This is a genomic window from Marinactinospora endophytica (assembly GCF_054780875.1).
Genome location: NZ_BAAGVM010000001.1, coordinates 92,726 through 110,497, shown reverse-complemented (window position 1 = coordinate 110,497; position 17,772 = coordinate 92,726). Strand labels below are relative to the sequence as shown.

General features: G+C 70.6%; 17 protein-coding genes. 10 read left to right on the top strand and 7 right to left on the bottom strand.

Features of this window, described 5'->3' with window-relative positions; genetic code table 11:
- Positions 1-14: 14 nt before the first annotated feature.
- The 3 genes from ACYVHU_RS00500 to ACYVHU_RS00490 all read left to right on the top strand — a co-directional run bounded on the left by ACYVHU_RS00500 (position 15) and on the right by ACYVHU_RS00490 (position 3,805).
- The gene (locus tag ACYVHU_RS00500) at positions 15-689 is read left to right on the top strand and encodes an amino acid ABC transporter permease (protein WP_078760141.1); all 675 of its coding nucleotides are present in this window, start codon (positions 15-17) and stop codon (positions 687-689) included.
- The gene (locus ACYVHU_RS00495) at positions 686-1,693 is read left to right on the top strand and encodes an amino acid ABC transporter permease (protein WP_078760140.1); all 1,008 of its coding nucleotides are present in this window, start codon (positions 686-688) and stop codon (positions 1,691-1,693) included. The genes ACYVHU_RS00500 and ACYVHU_RS00495 overlap by 4 nt, the downstream gene beginning before the upstream one ends.
- A 159-nt stretch (positions 1,694-1,852) precedes the next feature.
- The gene (locus ACYVHU_RS00490) at positions 1,853-3,805 is read left to right on the top strand and encodes a S9 family peptidase (protein ID WP_498947327.1); all 1,953 of its coding nucleotides are present in this window, start codon (positions 1,853-1,855) and stop codon (positions 3,803-3,805) included.
- Positions 3,806-3,833: 28 nt separating this feature from the next.
- Here the strand turns inward: ACYVHU_RS00490 and rny are convergent, their stop codons facing one another.
- The 4 genes from rny to ACYVHU_RS00470 form a co-directional block, all read right to left on the bottom strand.
- A complete protein-coding gene (rny, locus tag ACYVHU_RS00485; RefSeq protein ID WP_078760138.1) occupies positions 3,834-5,420 on the bottom strand; it encodes a ribonuclease Y in 1,587 nt (528 codons plus the stop codon).
- A 245-nt stretch (positions 5,421-5,665) separates the two neighbouring features.
- On the bottom strand, positions 5,666-6,238 hold the full coding sequence (gene recX, locus ACYVHU_RS00480) for a recombination regulator RecX (protein ID WP_078760137.1): 573 nt from the start codon (positions 6,236-6,238) through the stop codon (positions 5,666-5,668).
- Entirely contained in the window at positions 6,231-7,346 is a 1,116-nt protein-coding gene (recA, locus tag ACYVHU_RS00475) for a recombinase RecA (RefSeq protein ID WP_078760136.1), read from the bottom strand. Before recA ends, recX begins: the two co-directional genes overlap by 8 nt.
- Before the next feature lie 281 nt (positions 7,347-7,627).
- Positions 7,628-7,822, bottom strand: coding sequence for a DUF3046 domain-containing protein (locus ACYVHU_RS00470; RefSeq protein WP_078760135.1), 195 nt, complete (start codon positions 7,820-7,822; stop codon positions 7,628-7,630).
- Positions 7,823-7,931: 109 nt separating this feature from the next.
- Between ACYVHU_RS00470 and ACYVHU_RS00465 the strand changes: the two genes are divergently transcribed.
- Both ACYVHU_RS00465 and ACYVHU_RS00460 read left to right on the top strand, forming a co-directional pair.
- Positions 7,932-8,462 (top strand): GNAT family N-acetyltransferase, encoded by a 531-nt coding sequence (locus tag ACYVHU_RS00465; protein WP_078760134.1) that lies wholly within the window; start codon positions 7,932-7,934, stop codon positions 8,460-8,462.
- A 118-nt stretch (positions 8,463-8,580) separates the two neighbouring features.
- Positions 8,581-9,513, top strand: coding sequence for an oxidoreductase (locus ACYVHU_RS00460; protein WP_078760133.1), 933 nt, complete (start codon positions 8,581-8,583; stop codon positions 9,511-9,513).
- Between the two features lie 12 nt (positions 9,514-9,525).
- Here the strand turns inward: ACYVHU_RS00460 and ACYVHU_RS00455 are convergent, their stop codons facing one another.
- On the bottom strand, positions 9,526-10,746 hold the full coding sequence (locus tag ACYVHU_RS00455) for an ROK family transcriptional regulator (RefSeq protein WP_078760132.1): 1,221 nt from the start codon (positions 10,744-10,746) through the stop codon (positions 9,526-9,528).
- Between the two features lie 266 nt (positions 10,747-11,012).
- On the opposite strand from ACYVHU_RS00455, the gene ACYVHU_RS00450 reads away from it, so the two are divergent.
- The 5 genes from ACYVHU_RS00450 to ACYVHU_RS00430 all read left to right on the top strand — a co-directional run bounded on the left by ACYVHU_RS00450 (position 11,013) and on the right by ACYVHU_RS00430 (position 16,603).
- A complete protein-coding gene (locus tag ACYVHU_RS00450; protein WP_432936378.1) occupies positions 11,013-12,317 on the top strand; it encodes an extracellular solute-binding protein in 1,305 nt (434 codons plus the stop codon).
- A gap of 98 nt (positions 12,318-12,415) precedes the next feature.
- Positions 12,416-13,426, top strand: a complete 1,011-nt coding sequence (locus tag ACYVHU_RS00445; protein WP_078760130.1) for a carbohydrate ABC transporter permease — start codon at positions 12,416-12,418, stop codon at positions 13,424-13,426.
- Positions 13,423-14,355, top strand: a complete 933-nt coding sequence (locus tag ACYVHU_RS00440) for a carbohydrate ABC transporter permease (RefSeq protein WP_078760129.1) — start codon at positions 13,423-13,425, stop codon at positions 14,353-14,355. The genes ACYVHU_RS00445 and ACYVHU_RS00440 overlap by 4 nt, the downstream gene beginning before the upstream one ends.
- 150 nt (positions 14,356-14,505) lie before the next feature.
- On the top strand, positions 14,506-15,957 hold the full coding sequence (locus tag ACYVHU_RS00435) for a glycoside hydrolase family 3 protein (RefSeq protein ID WP_498947326.1): 1,452 nt from the start codon (positions 14,506-14,508) through the stop codon (positions 15,955-15,957).
- A gap of 193 nt (positions 15,958-16,150) precedes the next feature.
- Positions 16,151-16,603, top strand: a complete 453-nt coding sequence (locus ACYVHU_RS00430) for an RrF2 family transcriptional regulator (protein ID WP_078760127.1) — start codon at positions 16,151-16,153, stop codon at positions 16,601-16,603.
- An 82-nt stretch (positions 16,604-16,685) separates the two neighbouring features.
- On the opposite strand, the gene ACYVHU_RS00425 is transcribed toward ACYVHU_RS00430, so the two are convergent.
- Positions 16,686-17,153: a Dps family protein gene (locus ACYVHU_RS00425; protein WP_078760126.1), complete on the bottom strand. Its 468-nt coding sequence runs from the start codon at positions 17,151-17,153 to the stop codon at positions 16,686-16,688.
- A 177-nt stretch (positions 17,154-17,330) separates the two neighbouring features.
- Entirely contained in the window at positions 17,331-17,690 is a 360-nt protein-coding gene (locus ACYVHU_RS00420; protein ID WP_078760125.1) for a helix-turn-helix domain-containing protein, read from the bottom strand.
- Positions 17,691-17,772: the final 82 nt, after the last annotated feature.

Below are 17,772 nucleotides of genomic sequence, written 5' to 3'. Positions count from 1 at the left end.
ACTGGCTTGGACCCATGGAAGCCTTTTTCAGCAACATCGACAAAGTCGTCGACGGTTTCTCCTGGACCGTCCGGCTCACCCTGCTGAGCGCCCTGTTCTCTTTCATCCTGGGCGTCATCCTGACCGCGATGCGGGTCTCCCCCGTCCCACTGCTACGGGGCATCTCCACGGCCTACGTCGAGGGGATCCGCAACACTCCACTCACCCTGGTGCTGCTCTTCTGCGGCCTGGGGCTCAACAGCGCACTGGGACTCCACCTGTCCGACCAGGTCATGTGGGACGTCTTCTGGTGGGCGGTGATCGGCCTGTCCGCCTACACCTCCTGCTTCGTCTCCGAGTCCCTGCGCGCGGGCATCAACACCATTCCGGTGGGCCAGGTCGAGGCCGCGCGTTCGCTCGGCCTGACCTTCACCCAGAACCTGCGCCTGATCGTGATCCCACAGGCGCTGCGCACCGTCGTGGGACCGCTGGGTAGCGTGCTCATCGCCCTCACCAAGAACACGACCGTGGCCTCGGTCGCCGGGCTCGGCGTACAGGAGGCCTCCCGACAGATGAAGCTGATGTTCGACCAGGGCATCGCACCGGTCCTGCCGACCTTCTTCGGCTTCGCGGTCGGGTTCTTGATCCTGACCCTGCCGATGGGATACCTCTTCGGCTGGCTGAGCAAGCGAGTGGCGGTGGTCCGATGAGCACGAACAACGTCCTGTTCGACGTTCCGGGCCCCAAGGCCCGGGCGCGGTACGGCGTCTACAGCGCGCTGACCCTCCTGGCCGGCCTGGCCGGCCTGGCGGTGCTCTACCTCGGTTTCAACCGGACCCTGGGCGAGGGCGCGCCCTCGTTGTTCAGCGCGCAGGCCTGGGCCCCCAACCCCGACGGGCAGTGGACGCAGGCCAAGTGGGCGCCGTTCCTCGACCCCGCCACGTGGACCGACTACGTCATCCCGGGTCTGCAGAACACCCTGACCGCGGCGCTGTTCGCGGCGGTGCTGGCCCTGGTCTTCGGCCTGGTGTTCGGCATCGGCCGGTTGTCGGAGCACGCCTGGATCCGCATCCCCGCGGGGGCGGTCGTGGAGTTCTTCCGCGGCATCCCGCTGCTCATGCTGATCTTCTTCACCATGGCGCTGCCCATCGCGATCAACCAGTTGCTGCCGGTCTTCGGGATGCCCCCCATGACACCCGGTACCTTCCAGGTGAGCGCGCTGGCCGCGGTGGTAACGGGCCTGACCCTGTACAACGGGTCGGTGCTGGCCGAGGTCTTCCGGGCCGGTATCAACGCCGTGCCCAAGGGGCAGAGCGAGGCCGCCTACTCGATCGGCATGAACCGCACCAAGACCATGTGGCTCATCCTGATCCCGCAGGCCGTCAGCTCGATGATGCCCGCGATCGTGGCCCAGCTGGTGGTCCTGCTCAAGGACTCGGCGCTCGGTTACATCGTGGCCTTCCCCGAGCTGCTGCGCAGCTTCACGCTGATCGCGACCAGGTACAGCAACGTCATCCCGGCCGCCATCATCTGCGCGGTCATCTACATCATCATCAATGTCGCGTTGAGCCGCGTGGCGATCATGCTGGAACGACGCAACTCCCGGCGCGGCCGGCCGGCCGGCGTCACCGCCGAACCGGGCGATGGCCCCGTTCCCGCGGTGTCCGTCGCCGAGCCCGGCCCCTCGGCCGGCGGCGTCTCCAAGGAGCCCTGAGGTCCCCTCTGTCTCCTGCCGCGCGTCCCCGGTCCGTTCCTCGGACCGGGGACGCGCCTTTTCCAGCGTTCTTCGCCTCACGTGTCGACCCCTCGTCCACTAGGGTCGTGCCGATCCGACGAGACCCACGAAGCGGGGGCCGCATTGAGCGATCAGTCGATGCCGTACGGGACCTGGCCGTCCCCACTCACCGCGAAGGACGTCGCGCGAGGCGAACGTGGCCTGAACTTCCCCTCCGCCGCCGGTGGGGAGATCTGGTGGGAGGAGTCCCGCCCGGACGAGGACGGGCGGACCACGGTGATGCGCCAGGGCGGCGACGGCTCCCTCACCGAACTGCTGCCCCGCCCCTGGAACGCCCGGACCCGCGTCCACGAGTACGGCGGCCGTTCCCACCTGCCGGTCCCAAGTCGAGACGGCCAGGCCGGTACCCGGTACGGCGTCGTCTTCGCCGAGTTCTCCGACCAGCGCCTGTACCTGCTGGAGCGCGACGCGCGCCACCCCCGTCCGCTCACACCCGAACCCGAGCGGCCCGGATCGCTGCGCTACGCCGACCTGTCCCTGGCCCCCGACGGCGAACAGGTCCTGTGCGTTCGGGAGAGTCACGCCGCCGACGGCTCCGTGTCCCGCTGCCTCGTCTCGGTCCCGCTCTGCGGACGGGCCGCCGAGGACCCCGCGGCCGTGCGCGTGCTGGTCACCGGATCGGACTTCTTCGCCGCGCCCGTGGCCTCGCCCGACGGCCGTCACCTGGCCTGGCTCTGCTGGGACCACCCGCGCATGCCCTGGGACGGCACCGAGCTGCGGGTCGGGATGTTCGACGGGGACGGCCGGGTCGAGGGGATCCGCACCCTCAAGGGCGGCCCCACCGAGTCGGTGCTCGCCCCGCGGTGGCGCGACGACACCCATCTGTACTACGTCTGTGACCGGTCGGGCTGGTGGAACCTCTACCAGGTGGACCTGGACGGTCTCGTCCAGGCGCTGCACCCGGCCGAGCGGGAGTTCGCCCCACCCCCCTGGCAGTTGGGGGTGACGCCGTTCTGCGTGCTCGACGACGGCCGGCTGCTCGTCCTCCACGGTCACGCCGACCTCGGCGCGGCCCTCCTCGATCCCGCGTCCGGCTCCCTGCACCCCGTGGCCGGCGAGCTGACCAGCTGGCGTTCGGTGGCCTGTGACGGGACGACGGTGGTCGGGGTGGCCGGATCCCCACGGACACCGTGGGCCGTGGTCCGGTTGGATCCCGCGACCGGTGAGACCGAGACGGTGCGCAGCGGGTCGGACGCGCCTCCCTCCCCCGAGTTCCTGCCGACCCCGCGCGCCGAGACCCTGTCCGGCCCTCACGGTCGTCGCGTACACGCGGTCGTGTATCCGCCCGCGCACCCCGACGTGTCCGGGGACGGGCCCGCCCCCTACGTGGTGTGGGTCCACGGCGGGCCGACCGGTCTGGCCGACAGCAGCATGGACGCGACGAAGGCGTACTTCACCAGCCGTGGGATCGGCATCCTCGACGTCAACTACGGCGGATCCGCCGGATACGGACGCGCCTACCGCGAACGGCTGCACCGACAGTGGGGTGTCGTCGACGTGGAGGACGCCGTCGCCGCGGCACAGGCCCTGGTCGAACGCGGCATGGCCGATCCTCGGCGGCTGGCCATCCGCGGCCCCAGCTCCGGAGGGCTGACCGCGCTGCTGGCCCTGACCGGTGACACCTTCGCCTGCGGCACCTCCTACTTCGGGGTCACCGACCTGTCCCGGCTGGTCGAGGAGACGCACGACTTCGAATCGCGCTACCTCGACGGGCTGATCGGGCCGTTGCCGGAGAGCGCCGAGCTGTACCGTGAGCGCTCGCCGATCACCCGCGCCGACGAGGTCGACGTACCGGTGCTGCTGCTCCAGGGAAGCGAGGACCCGGTGGTGCCGCCCGCACAGGCCCGCGCGTTCGCCGCGTCGCTGGCCGAACGCGGGGTCGCGCACCTCCTCGTGGAGTTCGCGGGCGAGTCGCACGGGTTCCGCGAGGCCGGCAACGTCGCCCGGTCGCTGGAGACGGAGCTGGCGTTCTACGGGCGGGTGTTCGGTTTCGTTCCGCCGGGGATCCCCGAGGTCACCCTGGAGACATGACCGAGGGCGGGGCCGGGGCCGGCCCCGCTCAACGGGCCGTCTCGGTCGCCCGGGACTCGCGGATGACGGTCACCCGGATCTGCCCGGGGTAGGTCAGCTCCTCCTCGACCCGTTTGGCGATGTCGCGCGCGATCACCTGGGCCTGCACGTCGTCGACCGCCTCGGGTTTGACCATGACCCTCACCTCGCGGCCGGCCTGCATCGCGAAGACCTTCTCGACGCCCTCGTTGGCCCGGGCGATCTCCTCCAGCCGTTGGAGACGCTCGACATAGGCCTCCAGCGATTCGCGCCGGGCGCCGGGACGGCCCCCGCTGATGGCGTCGGCGGCCTGGGTGAGGACCGCCTCGACGGTGCGGACCTCGACCTCGTTGTGGTGGGCTTCGATGGCGTGCACCACGTCGTCGGACTCGCCGTAGCGACGGGCGATCTCCGCGCCGATCAGCGCGTGACTGCCCTCGACCTCGTGGGTGAGCGCTTTTCCGATGTCGTGCAGCAGGGCGCACCGTTTGAGGAGCCGGACGTCCAAGCCCAGCTCGGCGGCCATCATGCCGGCCAGGTGGGCGGACTCGACGAGGTGCTTGAGCACGTTTTGGCCGTAGGAGGTGCGGTAACGGAGCTGGCCGAGCAGGGTGACCAGTTCGGGATGCATGTCGGTGACGCCCACGTCGACGAGCGCGTCCTCGCCGGCCCGCACGCACAGCTGGTCGACCTCGGCCCGGCTGGCCTCGTAGACCTCCTCGATGCGGTGGGGGTGGATGCGACCGTCGAGGACCAGCTTCTCCAGGGTGAGCCGGGCGATCTCCCGGCGTACCGGGTCGAAACAGGACAGGAGGACGGCCTCGGGGGTGTCGTCGATGATCAGGTTGACGCCGGTGACCGTTTCGAAGGCGCGGATATTGCGTCCCTCGCGGCCGATGACCCTGCCCTTCATGTCGTCGCTGGGCAGGTGCACGACCGAGACGACCGACTCGGTGGTCTGTTCGGTGGCCAACCGCTGGATGGCCAGGGTGATGATCTTGCGAGCGCGCGCCTCGCCGTTCTTGCGGGCCTCCTTCTCGATGTCGCGTACCAGGAGCGCGGCCTCGCGTTTGGCCTGATTCTCGATCTCGGCGACGATCTCGGCACGCGCCTCCTCGGCGGTCAGCCCGGCCGCGGCCTCAAGCACCACCAGCCGTTCCTCGTCGAGCCGGGAGAGTTCGCGCTCTCGCCGGTCGAGGAGCGCGGAACGCCGGTCGACCTCACGCCGGGCGTCGGCGAGCCGGCGCAGCTCCTCGTCGAGGCGGCGTTCCCGTTCGGACAACCGGGACTCGCGCGCCTCCAATTCGGCGCGGTGCTCGTCGATGCGGCCACGGGCCGCCGTGTGCTCCTCGTCGGTCTGGGCACGGGTGCGGGCCGCGCGCTCCTCGGCCTCGCGGACGCGGTCACGGGCCTCGGCCTCGGCCTCGGAGCGGATTCGTCTGGCCTGTTCGCGGGCCTCGTCGAGTTCGGCGCGGATCACCCGGGCGCGCTCGTCCCGGGCCGAGGTCACCGATCGGACGAGGATCACCGCCATGACCCCGAGCACGGCGAGGGCGACCACGAAGCCCGCCGTCAGCAGGCCGGTCGCCCCGCCCATGGCCCTACCCCCAACCCTGCCCATGGTCGCCGGCTGTCGCTGTCGGCTCCCCGGGCGGCCTTCGGGTGCGCTTCGCCGGCCACCTGGGCCACTTGTCCGTACGCGACGGCGCGCGCCTCATCCACTGTGGATATGGCTACCCGCCGTACACGGAGTTAATTCCTCACTGCCGCGAGGTTAGGGCCGGGCGACCCGCTGAGGCAAGGAAACCGGCGAGACGGTACCCGTCCGTGGCATCGGCCCGTTCAGTCGAGGTCGGGCCCCGGGTCGGGAAGGTCGACCTCGACGCCCTCGGCCTCAAGCTCCTCGCGCACCAGACGGTAGGCCAGCCCCGCGGAGTATCCCTTGCGGGCGAGCATGCCCATGACCCGGCGGATCCGCGTGGTGTCGTCACGGCCCGCGGTGGCGGCGAGTTTGCGGCGGACCAGCCTCCGGGCGGTCTCCTCCTCCCGCTCGGCGCTCAGTTCGTCCACGGCGTCGCGCACCGTCTCCTCGGCGACGCCACGCCGGCGTAGTTCGGAGGCGAGCGCGCGCCGGGCGAGTCCCCGCCCTGCGTGGCGGGAGTCGACCCAGGCCTCGGCGAAGGCGACGTCGTCGATCAGCCCGGCCTCGCCGAGCCCGTCGAGCACGGTCTCGATGACCTCGTCGGGGATGTTCCTGCGCTGGAGCGCCTGTTCGAGCTGGGCGCGGGTACGCGGCGCCGAGGTCAGCAGCCGCAGACAGACGCCGCGTGCCTTCGCCGTGGGATCTTCCTCCGGCCGGGGGCCGGCCGGAGGAATCTCGTGCGCGTCGAACAGGGGGGCAAGCGGATCAGACATCCGCCGTCGGAGCCGCCTTCTTGGCGGCCCGCTTGGTCGGTGCGGCGGGGGCGGTCGCGGCCTTGGCCGGGTCCGGCTCGGGCGCGGCCTCGCTGGTGGCGGTGTCGTCGCCGGCGGTCCGCACGCCCAGCTTCTCCTTGATCTTCTTCTCGATCTCGTTGGCGAGGTCGGCGTTTTCGCGCAGGAAGGTGCGGGCGTTCTCCTTGCCCTGGCCGAGCTGGGTGCCCTCGTAGGTGTACCAGGCGCCGGACTTGCGGACGATGCCCTGTTCGACACCGAGGTCGATCAGCCCGCCCTCGCGGCTGATGCCCACCCCGTAGAGGATGTCGAACTCGGCCTGCTTGAAGGGCGGGGCCACCTTGTTCTTGACCACCTTGACACGGGTGCGGTTGGCGACCGCCTCGGTGCCGTCCTTCAGGGTCTCGATGCGGCGCACGTCCAGGCGGACCGAGGAGTAGAACTTCAGCGCCCGTCCACCGGTGGTGGTCTCGGGCGAACCGAACATGACGCCGACCTTCTCGCGAAGCTGGTTGATGAAGATCGCGGTGGTGCCGGTCTGGTGCAGCGCGCTGGTGATCTTGCGCAGCGCCTGCGACATCAGGCGGGCCTGGAGGCCGACGTGGCTGTCGCCCATCTCGCCCTCGATCTCGGCCCGGGGCACGAGCGCGGCCACCGAGTCGATGACGATGATGGAGATCGCGCCGGAGCGGATCAGCATGTCGACGATCTCCAGGGCCTGCTCGCCCGTGTCGGGCTGGGACAGCAGGAGGTCGTCGGTGTTGACGCCGAGCTTCTTGGCGTACTCGGGGTCCAGGGCGTGCTCGGCGTCGACGAACGCCGCGATGCCTCCCATGCGCTGGGCGTTGGCCACCGCGTGCAGGGCGACCGTGGTCTTACCCGAGGATTCGGGACCGTAGATCTCGATGATCCGGCCCCGCGGGAGGCCACCGATCCCCAGCGCGATGTCCAGCGAGATCGCGCCGGTGGGGATCGACTCGATGGGCGGGCGGTCGTCATCGCCGAGGCGCATGATGGAGCCCTTGCCGAATTGACGCTCGATCTGCGCGAGCGCGGTTTCGAGAGCCTTCTCTCGATCAGCAGTTGCCACGGGGAACCCCTGTTGGGTCGGTGCTTTCTTTTTCATGTCGAAGGTGACGCTACGCTGCCGCGATGACATTTCGCGACGCGGATCGCCACGGTGTGGACAGCCGTCGCGCGGCGTTCTCGCCGGTCTGTGGGCGCGGCCGTCCAGCGGTAGCCGTCGCGTGTCTCCTCGTGAATCGCGTCACCGCCGGGCCGGCTACACCGTTCAGCCTACCCGAACTTCTGTTCGATTTTGAGGGGGCCGGCCCTCCTTCGGCATGTCGGCGCCCCCCTCGGGCCCCCTCCTCAGCGGACGGCCGCGGGAAGGTCGAACGCCTCGCACACGGCGCGCCAGACCTGCTTGGCCGCGACCCCGTCGGCGAGCGCCTGGTGGACGGTACGGGAGCCCAGCTCCTCGATCACGTGGTCGCGGGCCAGGCTCTCGGCGTAGTTCTCGCCGAACTGCTCGTTCATTCGCTGCCAGAATTGGGAGAGTCTCATCCCCTCCAGTATCGGTGCCGCCGACACCGATGTCACCCGCGCGCCAGGGCGAGGAGAAGAGCCGTCCCCGCCTGGACGTGCGAAAACCGGTGGACCCATCCGTGTCCGGATGAGACCATCCACCGATGTGAGCGAACCCCTCTCCCCGGTCCCCGGCACCTCGATCCGACCGGCCCTCCCCTCCGACGCCGCGCGACTGCGCGAGATCTCCCTCGCCGCCGACGCCCTGTTCGCCACGGCGGGGATCGAGCTGCCTCCCGACGATCCGGGCGAGACGCTGGTGACGGCGGGACGGGTGTTCGTCGCCGGCCGTCCCGCGGCCGGGTTCGCGGTCGTCACCGAGCTCGACGGCCAGGCGCACCTGGCCCAGCTCGCGGTCCATCCGGACCTGGGCCGTCGTGGGACCGGCTCGGCGCTGGTGGAGGCGGTGTGCGCCGACGCCCGGGAGCGTGGGCTGGCCGCCGTCACCCTGACGACCTTCCGCGATGTCGCCTGGAACGCCCCCTGGTACGCCCGGCGCGGCTTCGAGGAGCTTCCCGAGTCCCGGTGGGGCCCGCAGCTGCGCGCGCAGTGGCGTGTCGAGGAGGCCGCGGGCATCGTGGTCGCGCCGCGGATCGCGATGCGACGCCCGCTCGTCTGAGGACGGGCCCGGGCACGTAGCGTTCACCGCGCCTCAACGGGGCGGTCACACGGGTGGGGAGGCGACGGACTAGGTTCGGCATCGCCGCCCCTCTCCCGCGCCGTCCCCGGAGGTCCCGATGCGTCCTGTCCCCTGGGCCCTGAGCGACATCCCCGACCTGAGCGGGCGGGTGGCCGTGGTGACCGGCGCGAACAGGGGAATCGGCCATGTCACGGCGCGCGAGCTGGCCCGGCGTGGCGCCCGCACCGTACTGGCCTGCCGCGACCGGGAGCGCGGCGCAGCCGCGCTGGAGCGGTTGCGCGCCCAGGTACCCGGCGCCGACGCCACCGTGCTCCCCCTGGACCTGGCCGACCTGGGATCGGTACGCGAGTTTCCGGCGCGGCTGCCCGAGGAACGGGTGGACCTGCTGGTGAACAACGCGGGGGTCATGGCCCTGCCCCGGCGCAGCACCGCGGACGGGTTCGAGATGCAGTTCGGGACGAACCACCTCGGGCACTTCGCGCTGACCGGTGTGCTGCTGCCCTGGCTGCTGGCGTCCGCCGAGCCACGGGTGGTGACCGTGAGCAGCATGCTGCACGCACGCGGGCGGATCGACTTCGGGGACCTCCAGGGGCGGGGCGACTACCGGCCGTGGCGCGCCTACGCCCAGTCGAAGCTGGCCAACCTGTTGTTCAGCGGCGAACTCCAGCGCAGGGCGCGGGCCGCCGGACGGCCGTTGCGCTCCCTCGCCGCGCACCCCGGTCTGACCGCGACCGGGCTGGCCGCCGCAGGTCCCCGAATGGCCGGGCGGCGCCTGCTCGCCCGGGCGATGACCGCGGGGATGGCCCTGGTGGGGCAGAGCGACGAGCAGGGTGCGCTGCCCGTCCTCCGCGCGGCCACCGACCCGGACCTGCCCGGGGACGCCTATGTCGGTCCGGCCTCGTTCATGGGGCTGCGAGGCGCCCCGGTGCCCGGAGGCCGTTCCCCCGCGGCCGAGGACGAGCAGACGGCGGCACGGTTGTGGCGCGTCTGCGAGGACCTGACCGGGGTGCGCTTCGACTGGGCCGGCTGACCCTCCCCCGGCTCACCCCTCCACGGTGGAGGCGAAGACCTCCTCCCGGGCGGAACGCAGCGCGGCGAGGACCGCGCCACGCAGGACGGGGTTGCCCTCGACCCGGCTGACGCTGACCTCCGGCGCGTTCGGCCCGATCCGCTCGGTCGCCCTGGCCACGCGGTGGGCCAGGTCGGTCCCGCCCGCGCGGGAGACCGCGCCGCCGAGGACCACCAGCCCGGGGTCGAGGACGACGCACACCGATGCCACTCCGCGCGCGATGCGCTGGGCGAGCTCGTCGAGGAAGGCGTCCCCGCGCTCGCGGTGGGCGCGTGCCGCGTGCAGCACCGCGGCGACGTCGTCTCCCGGGAAGCCGTGGGACGAGGCGAGCGCGAGGATCTCCTGGGCGCCCACGAGCGCCTGGAAGCCGTGCGCCAGCGACGGCTTGCCATAGGCGGTGCGCAGCGACTGGTAGCCCCCGGGCAGGCCGACGTCGTCGGGCAGCGGCGCCCCCGGGACGGGGAGGTAGCCGATCTCACCGGCTCCGCCGGAGCGTCCCCGGTGGATCCGGTCGCCGAGCATGATGGCCATGCCCACACCGCCGCCGCTGCCGACCCACATCAACACGAAGTCGGAGACCCCGCGGGCGACCCCCTCGGCGTGCTCGGCGAGGGCGGCGAGGTTGACGTCGTTCTCGATGGTGACCGAGCGCCGCAGGTCGGTGCGTAGTGACTCCAGCACGCCCTCGTGCCAGGAGTGCAGGTCGAAGGAGAAGCGGACGTCGCCGGTGCGCGGGTCCACGACGCCGGGCGTGCCGATGACGCAGGCGCGCAGGAGTTCCAGCCGCACGCCGGCGCCTTCCACGAGCTTCATGACGGTGGTGTGCACGACCGCCACCGGATCGTCGGATGCCGTGGGGTCGACCGAGACCTCCGTGACGATCTGACCGGTGATGTCGGCGATGGCCGCGGTGACCCGGTCGGGGCCGACATCCAGGGCGGCCACGTAGGCGCTGGAGGGGACCACGGCGTACAGCGCCGCGTTGGGCCCCCGCCCCCCGGCCTGGGTTCCGACGACGTGGACGAGTTCGCGTTCCTCCAACCGGGCGAGCAGTTGGGAGGCGGTCACCTTGGACAGGCCCGTCGCCTCACCGAGCTGGGTTCGCGTCAACGGCCCCGACGACAGCAGTAACTCCAGGGCGGCGCGATCGTTCAACTGCCGGAGCAGCCGAGGAGTCCCCGGACGTCGAGACATAACCGTGACACCCCTGTCTCTATTTATTAGGAAAGTTTCCTGTTAGTTTAACCGCCAACCGGAACCGGGTGGCCCCGCTCACACCACCCCGTCCGCGGAGGCTCGGCCCCACCAGGCCGGGCGGCCCGAAGACACAGTGCTTACTCAAGCACACCCCGCACCGACGACGAAGCCCGCACAGCGTTCGTAGCCGACTGAGATGTTTCGGGGGCGTCATCTTCGACGCACGCCGCACGCGTGGCGACTCCTGGAAGGAGCACAACGAAGTGAGATTCGCGAAGGTCGCAGCGGCCTCCACGGCCCTGCTGCTGGCAGCCGCGTGTGGCGGCGGAGGTGACGAGGGAAGCGGCTCCGCCGGCGGGGCCGACCCGGCCAGCGCCCCCGAGGAGCTGACCGTGTGGGTCATGGGCACCTCTCAGGACGCACTCGTCTCCTACTTCGACGAGGTCGAGGCCAAGTACCAGGAGACCTACCCCGACACCGCGGTCAACGTCGAGTTCATCCCCTGGCCCGACGCCCAGGAGTCCATCAACAACGCGATGGCGGGCGGCGACGCCCCCGACGTCCTGGAGGTCGGCAACGACCAGGTCTCCAACTGGGCCGCCCAGGGCGCGCTGGCCGACATCGGTTCCTACGTCGAGAGCTGGGACGAGGCCGCCGACCTCGACCAGGGCGCGCTGGAGTACGGCCGCTACGACGGCGTCCAGTACGGCGTGCCGTGGTTCTCGGGCGTGCGGACGCTGTACTACCGCGCCGACTGGCTGCGCGAGATCGGCATGGAGCCGCCGACCACCTGGGACGAGGTGGTCGAGGTCGCCGAGGCGATCGAGAAGGAGAAGGACGTCCCCGGCTTCGCCGCGCCGACCGACTTCACCAACGGCATCGCCAGCTTCATCTGGAGCAACGGCGGTGAGATCGCGGTTCAGGAGGGCGACTCCTGGCAGGGGCGGCTCACCAGCCCCGAGACCAAGGAGGCCATCGAGTTCTACGCCGGTCTGAGCGGCGACGACGGGGTCTCCCCCAAGGCCTACGTCGGCGAGAACGAGCTGGTCCCGCTGGCCGACATGGCCAACAGCAAGCTCGGCATGTACATCGACGGCGGCTGGGCGCTGGGCTCCATGGAGGAGCAGGCCGAGGACAAGTCGGTCCTGGAGAACATCGCCTCCGCCCCGCTGCCCGGCGCCGAGGGCAACGCGCCGGCGTTCGCCGGCGGCTCCGCCCTGAGCGTGTTCGCCCTGTCGGAGAACCCCGACCACGCGGCCGAACTCCTCAAGCTGATGGGCGGCAAGGAGTTCGGGAAGAAGTACGCCGACGCGGGCGGCTTCTTCCCCGCCTACCCCGAGCTGCTGGACGACCCGGCCTACACCGACGACCCCGCCCGGGCCGCCGCCGCGGAGCAGATGAAGAACACCAAGTTCTTCCCCGCCACCCCCAAGTGGAACGACGCGGACCTCAACCAGAAGATCCTGCCCGCCGCGGTCCTGGAGATCGTCCAGGGCGAGGACCCGGACAAGGTCTTGGAGGAGGCCAACGAGGCCCTCACCAACACCCTCAACGAGCCGGTGGACTGACCCTCGGTCCCGCCTACCGTCAACCGGACCCACGGGGCCGGCGGGAGCAGCGCGCCGCCGGCCCCTCGTGGGTCCCGAGCCGATAGAGAAACGCAGCCATGGCACAAACCGCCGAGGTGACCACGCCGGCCGATCCCGCCCCCGGTCCCGGCCGGGACCCGAAGGCCGGCCGCGCCGACCACTCCCTCCTGCGCACCATCCTCAAGAAGACCCCGCCCTACGCGCTGATCGCACCGGCGCTGATCTTCCTCGCCGTCATCCTGTTGTGGCCGATCGCGCAGATGGTGTGGAACTCCCTGCACGGTTACACCATCCGCCACCTCAGCCCGGCCGGCCCGGACCCCGAGTGGAACGACTTCGAGCACTACATCCGGCTGCTGAGCGACCCCGGCTTCTGGAGCATCCTGCGCAACACCGTCCTGGTCTGCGTGCTGATGGTCGGTATCACGATGGTGCTGGGCACGCTGGTGGGCATCCTGCTGCACAAGCTTCCCCAGTGGTTCTCCACCGTCGTCGCGGTCGGCATGATGCTCGCCTGGGCGACCCCCGCGATGAGCGCCTCGCTGGTCTTCCGCTGGCTGTTCCTGCCGGGCCGCGGCCTGGTCAACCACGTGCTCGAGTCGCTGCCGGACTGGCTGGTCGGCTCGGGGTGGACCGATTACAACTGGTTCCTCGAACCCCTGTCGCTGTTCAGCGTGCTGATCACGGTCATCGTGTGGCAGTCGTTCCCGTTCGTGGCGGTCTCGGTCCTCGCCGGTCTCAAGAGCATCCCCAACGAGCTCTACGAGGCGGCCCGGATGGACGGGGCCGGCGGCTGGCGGTCCTTCTGGAACATCACCCTGCCGATGCTCCGGCCGCTGTTCTCGTTGATCCTCGTCCTGCAGATCATCTGGGACCTGCGCGTGTTCACCCAGCTCTACGTGCTGGCGAACAGCTTCCAGAACAAGGACGTCTACCTCCTCTCGTACTACATCTACCAGCAGGGCTTCAACGCCAGCCCGCCCAACTACGGCATGGGCTCGGCGATCGCGGTGGTCATGACGGTCATGATCCTCATCGTCACCGCCTACTACCTGCGCATCATGATCCGCCAGGGAGAGACCCGATGAGCGCCGTCACCGCCCCCACGAAGGGGACCCCCGCGCACCGGCGAAGCCGCGCCCGAGGCCCGCTGCTGTCCAAACGGCTGCGCATGGCCGGGCTCTACCTGGCCGGCGCGGCGGTGTTCCTGTTCTCGGTCTTCCCCGTCTACTGGATGGTGGCGACCGCCTTCAAGCCCGTGAGCGAGATCTTCTCGGGCACGCCGTCGCTGCTGCCGGGAACGCCCACCCTGGAGCACTTCGACCGGGTGATCAACGGCGAGCTGATCCCCGGGGTCAGCTTCTGGCGTTTCTTCGCCAACAGCCTGACGGTGACGCTGGCCTCGGTGCTCATGGGGGCGGTGCTGTCGCTGCTCGCCGCGATCGCGGTGGCCCGGTTCAGGTTCCGGCTGCGCACCGCGTTCATCATGGTGCTGCTGGTCATCCAGATGGTGCCGATGGAGGCGATGATCATCTCCATCTTCATCAACTTCCGGCAGCTCCAGGACGCCACCGGGGTGCAGATGCTCGGCAACCTGACCGGCATCCTCATCGTCTACACCGCGGTGTCCCTGCCGATCACCATCATGATGCTGCGGGGATTCGTCGCCGCGGTGCCCAAAGAGCTGGAAGAGGCCGCGGCCATCGACGGTGCCGGCAACTGGACGATCTTCTGGCGCATCCTCATGCCGCTGGTCGCCCCCGGCCTGGTCGCCGCGAGCATCTTCGCGTTCATCACCGCGTGGAACGAGTTCATCGTGGCGCTGACCTTCCTCGGCCGCTCCACCGACTACTACACGCTGCCGTTGACGCTGTCCTACTACTTCGGCCGTTACGGCACCGAGTGGGGGTCGATCATGGCGGCTTCGACGCTGTTGACGATCCCGGTGATGATCTTCTTCCTGTTCGTCCAACGCCGCATGGTCTCCGGCCTCACCATGGGCGCGGTCAAGGGCTGACCCCCTCCCAGCCCGGCCGCACGGCGCCGTGTGCCGCTCTCTCCCGGCGCACGGCGCCCTTCCACGTCCCTTCTCGTCCGCGTTTTCGTCGGCGTGTTCCCGCACGCCCCCGGCGCCCCGAGCGCGCCACCACACTGAACGGAGTCCGCGATGTCCGCAGACCGGAGCCTGGAACGTCTCGCCAACGCCACGTTGCTCGTGCCCTTCGAGGCGGAGCACGCACCGCGCTGGACGCTGGACGGGCTGGCGGACGGTATCGCCGGGGTCTGCCTGTTCCACAACAACATCTCCGGACCCGAACAGGTGACCGAACTCAACCGGCGGCTCTCCGAGGCGGCCGACGACCCGCTGATCGCGCTCGACGAGGAGGGGGGTGACGTCACCCGGATCGGCCAGGCCGCGGGGAGCGACTATCCGGGCAACGCGGCGTTGGGCGCGGTGGACGATCCCGAGCTCACCCGCTCGGTCCACCGGACGCTCGGCGCCCGGCTGCGCGCGCTCGGGTTCACGTTGGACCTGGCCCCCTCGGTGGACGTGAACACGGTCGCCGACAATCCGGTCATCGGTACCCGTTCCTTCGGCGCCGACGCCGAACTGGTCGCCCGCAACGCCGCGGCGGCCGTCACCGGTCTGCAGGAGGGGGGCGTGGCGGCGTGCGCCAAGCACTTTCCCGGCCACGGGGCCACCCACCAGGACTCCCACCACGAGCTTCCGGTGGTCGACGCCGACACCGACCTCCTGCACCGGCGGGAGCTGCTGCCGTTTCGCGCGGCGATCCAGGCGGGCGTGCGCAGCGTCTTGACCGCCCACATCCAGCTGCCCCGGCTGGGCCAGCACGGACCGGCCACCCTGACCCCCTCCCTGGTCAACGGTCTGCTCCGAACCGAGCTGGGCTTTGACGGCATGATCATCACCGACGCGCTGGACATGCGCGGGGTCAGCGGGGACATCGGCATCCCCGAGGCCGCGGTGCGGGCCCTGTCCGCCGGCTGCGACCTGCTGTGCCTGGGCCGCTATGTCTACGCCGACCAGGTCGCCGCCATCCGCGCGGCGATCGTCGAGGCGGTGCGCGAAGGCCGGCTGCCCGCCGAGCGGCTGGAGGACGCCGCCGCGCGTACCGCCGCCGCGCGGGCCTGGACGCGCTCCCAGGGAACGGTCCCCGGCGACGAGGAGATCGGCCTGGCGGCCGCCCGCCGCGCGGTGCGGGTCGAGGGCGAGCTCGGCCGCCTGAGCGACCCGGTGGTGATCGAGGTGGACGCGCCGGCCGGGATGGCCGTGGGCGAGGTGCCGTGGGGGCTGGCCCCGTGGTTCTCCGGGACCGAGCGGATCGACGCCTCGGCCGTGCGCGCCGACGAGATCCTTTCCCGCGCGACAGGGCGCGACCTCGTCGTCGTGGTGCGCGACGCGCACCGCTACCCGCGTACCCGTGCCCTGCTCACCGAGTTGTGCGCCGCACGGCCCGACACCGTCGTGGTCGAGATGGGCCTTCCGGTCTGGCGTCCGCAGTGCCGCGCCCACGTCAGCACCTACGGCGCCGCCCGGGTCAACTGCCTCAGCGCCGCCGAACTCCTCGGCTCGGCCACCGTGGCATCGATACGCTGAGAGCGGGGCACCACGCCCCGCTCCCTTCCGGCGCGCCAGCGGAGCGGGGCCGTGATATTGACCGCCCTGCGGGCGCGCCGTCACACCGAAATCCCGGTAGGAGAACTGGAAATGCGTCTCGTCACCGACGCCGATCCGCAACGCGGCCGTCCGATTGACCCGAAGTCCCTTTGTTTCACGGCATAATCGCAGCATGCGCCTTTCTGCCCGGGTCGACTACGCGTTGCGCGCCGCGGCCGAACTCGCTGCCGCCAGTGGCGGCCCGGTTACGGCCGAACAACTCGCGCGCGCGCAGGCCATCCCCGGAAAATTCCTGGAGAACATCCTCACCCAGCTACGCCGTGCCGGCCTGGTGCGCAGCCAGCGCGGTCCCGTCGGCGGCTACTGGCTGGCCCGCCCCGCGACCGAGATCTCGCTGGCCGACATCATCCGCGCGGTGGACGGCCCATTGGCCAACGTGCGGGGCGAGCGCCCCGAGCACGTCGACTACGACGGCGCTGCGCGCAGCCTCCAGCAGGTGTGGATCGCGTTGCGCGCCAGCGAACGCGCCATCCTGGAGACCGTGACCCTGGACCACGTGGCGGGCAACAAGCTGCCCGAGTCGGTCCGTGTCCTGGCCGAGGACCCTGAAGCCTGGGCCAGCTGAGGGGACGCGAACGCCACGACGCCGGCCGGACCGCCGTGAAGGCGTCCTGCCGGCGTCGTCGTCCTCGGCCGCGAACGGTGCGTCAGCGCATCGCTTCGAACATCCAGTGCTGCTGCTCCAGGTCCTGCGCCGCCGCGATGAGCAGGTCCTGGGTGACCGGGTCGGGCTCCTCCGTGGCCGCGATGTGGTCGCGGAAACGCTTCACCACGCCGCCGAGGACCTCGACGATCAACGCGATGACCTCGTCGTCCTTGATGTAGCCGGGTTCGGGCTGCTTGATGGCGGTGTCGGCGGCGACCCTCGTGGAACGTCCGTCGGGGTTGACGCCGATGGCGATGGCGCGTTCGGCCAGCACGTCGGTGTGGTTGCGGGCCGCCTCGACCAGCTCGTCCAGCTGGAGGTGAATCGACCGGAAGGTTCGCCCCACCACGTTCCAGTGCGCCTGCTTGGCGAGCAAGGACAGGTCGATCAGGTCGACGACCGAGCGCTGGAGTGCCTCGCCCGTGATCTTACGCGCCTCGTCACTGAGCGGACCGTGGATCTTGGCCATGGTAGTTCCTCCCCTTTTGCGATTCGTTGCGGCATCCGTAGCACTGCCCTCGAAGCCTCAGGGGAAACACCCGACCCGGACACGGGTCAGGCCCCGCCTCCCTAGGGAGACGGGGCCTGGAGAACGGGAGGCCGGCCGCGCCGTCGCGGCCGGCGGTGACGGGAGCAGGATGGGCGATTACACGCCCACCATGTCGACGACATCGGGAACGCGGTCGGGTACCGAATCGATGCCCAGACGGCTGGGTCCCGGAACGGATTCGGAGGAGACCGACCCGCTGAGGAGAGCCGCTTCCTGGAGCTCGGCGAGCGCCAACTGGTCGGAAACTTCGCGTAGAACCTGGGAGAGGGGGACCCCCAGCGCCCCGCAGATCGACGCGAGCAGTTCGGAGGAGGCCTCCTTCTGCCCCCGCTCGACCTCCGACAAGTAGCCCAGCGAGACCCGGGCATCGGCCGACACCTCGCGGAGGGTGCGGCCCTGCCGCTGCCGAAGCTGCCGTAGCACGTCACCAAGTAGGTGACGAAGCAGGACCATCATTCGCGCTCCCTCCCACCGGTAGCGACCTTCATGAAAAACACCGTACCTGCCCCGAGCCAGATCGTCGCACCTCATAGCTTTC

What these genes read in the sequence shown, in the direction of transcription:
- recX (WP_078760137.1), bottom strand. Translation starts at nt 6,238, where the DNA reads ATGTCTGATCCGCTTGCCCCCCTGTTCGACGCGCACGAGATTCCTCCG.
- ACYVHU_RS00495 (WP_078760140.1), top strand. Translation starts at nt 686, where the DNA reads ATGAGCACGAACAACGTCCTGTTCGACGTTCCGGGCCCCAAGGCCCGG.
- ACYVHU_RS00490 (WP_498947327.1), top strand. Translation starts at nt 1,853, where the DNA reads ATGCCGTACGGGACCTGGCCGTCCCCACTCACCGCGAAGGACGTCGCG.
- ACYVHU_RS00465 (WP_078760134.1), top strand. Translation starts at nt 7,932, where the DNA reads ATGAGACCATCCACCGATGTGAGCGAACCCCTCTCCCCGGTCCCCGGC.
- ACYVHU_RS00500 (WP_078760141.1), top strand. Translation starts at nt 15, where the DNA reads ATGGAAGCCTTTTTCAGCAACATCGACAAAGTCGTCGACGGTTTCTCC.
- ACYVHU_RS00460 (WP_078760133.1), top strand. Translation starts at nt 8,581, where the DNA reads ATGCGTCCTGTCCCCTGGGCCCTGAGCGACATCCCCGACCTGAGCGGG.
- ACYVHU_RS00455 (WP_078760132.1), bottom strand. Translation starts at nt 10,746, where the DNA reads ATGTCTCGACGTCCGGGGACTCCTCGGCTGCTCCGGCAGTTGAACGAT.
- ACYVHU_RS00440 (WP_078760129.1), top strand. Translation starts at nt 13,423, where the DNA reads ATGAGCGCCGTCACCGCCCCCACGAAGGGGACCCCCGCGCACCGGCGA.
- ACYVHU_RS00470 (WP_078760135.1), bottom strand. Translation starts at nt 7,822, where the DNA reads ATGAGACTCTCCCAATTCTGGCAGCGAATGAACGAGCAGTTCGGCGAG.
- rny (WP_078760138.1), bottom strand. Translation starts at nt 5,420, where the DNA reads ATGGGCGGGGCGACCGGCCTGCTGACGGCGGGCTTCGTGGTCGCCCTC.
- ACYVHU_RS00435 (WP_498947326.1), top strand. Translation starts at nt 14,506, where the DNA reads ATGTCCGCAGACCGGAGCCTGGAACGTCTCGCCAACGCCACGTTGCTC.
- ACYVHU_RS00430 (WP_078760127.1), top strand. Translation starts at nt 16,151, where the DNA reads ATGCGCCTTTCTGCCCGGGTCGACTACGCGTTGCGCGCCGCGGCCGAA.
- ACYVHU_RS00445 (WP_078760130.1), top strand. Translation starts at nt 12,416, where the DNA reads ATGGCACAAACCGCCGAGGTGACCACGCCGGCCGATCCCGCCCCCGGT.
- ACYVHU_RS00420 (WP_078760125.1), bottom strand. Translation starts at nt 17,690, where the DNA reads ATGATGGTCCTGCTTCGTCACCTACTTGGTGACGTGCTACGGCAGCTT.
- ACYVHU_RS00425 (WP_078760126.1), bottom strand. Translation starts at nt 17,153, where the DNA reads ATGGCCAAGATCCACGGTCCGCTCAGTGACGAGGCGCGTAAGATCACG.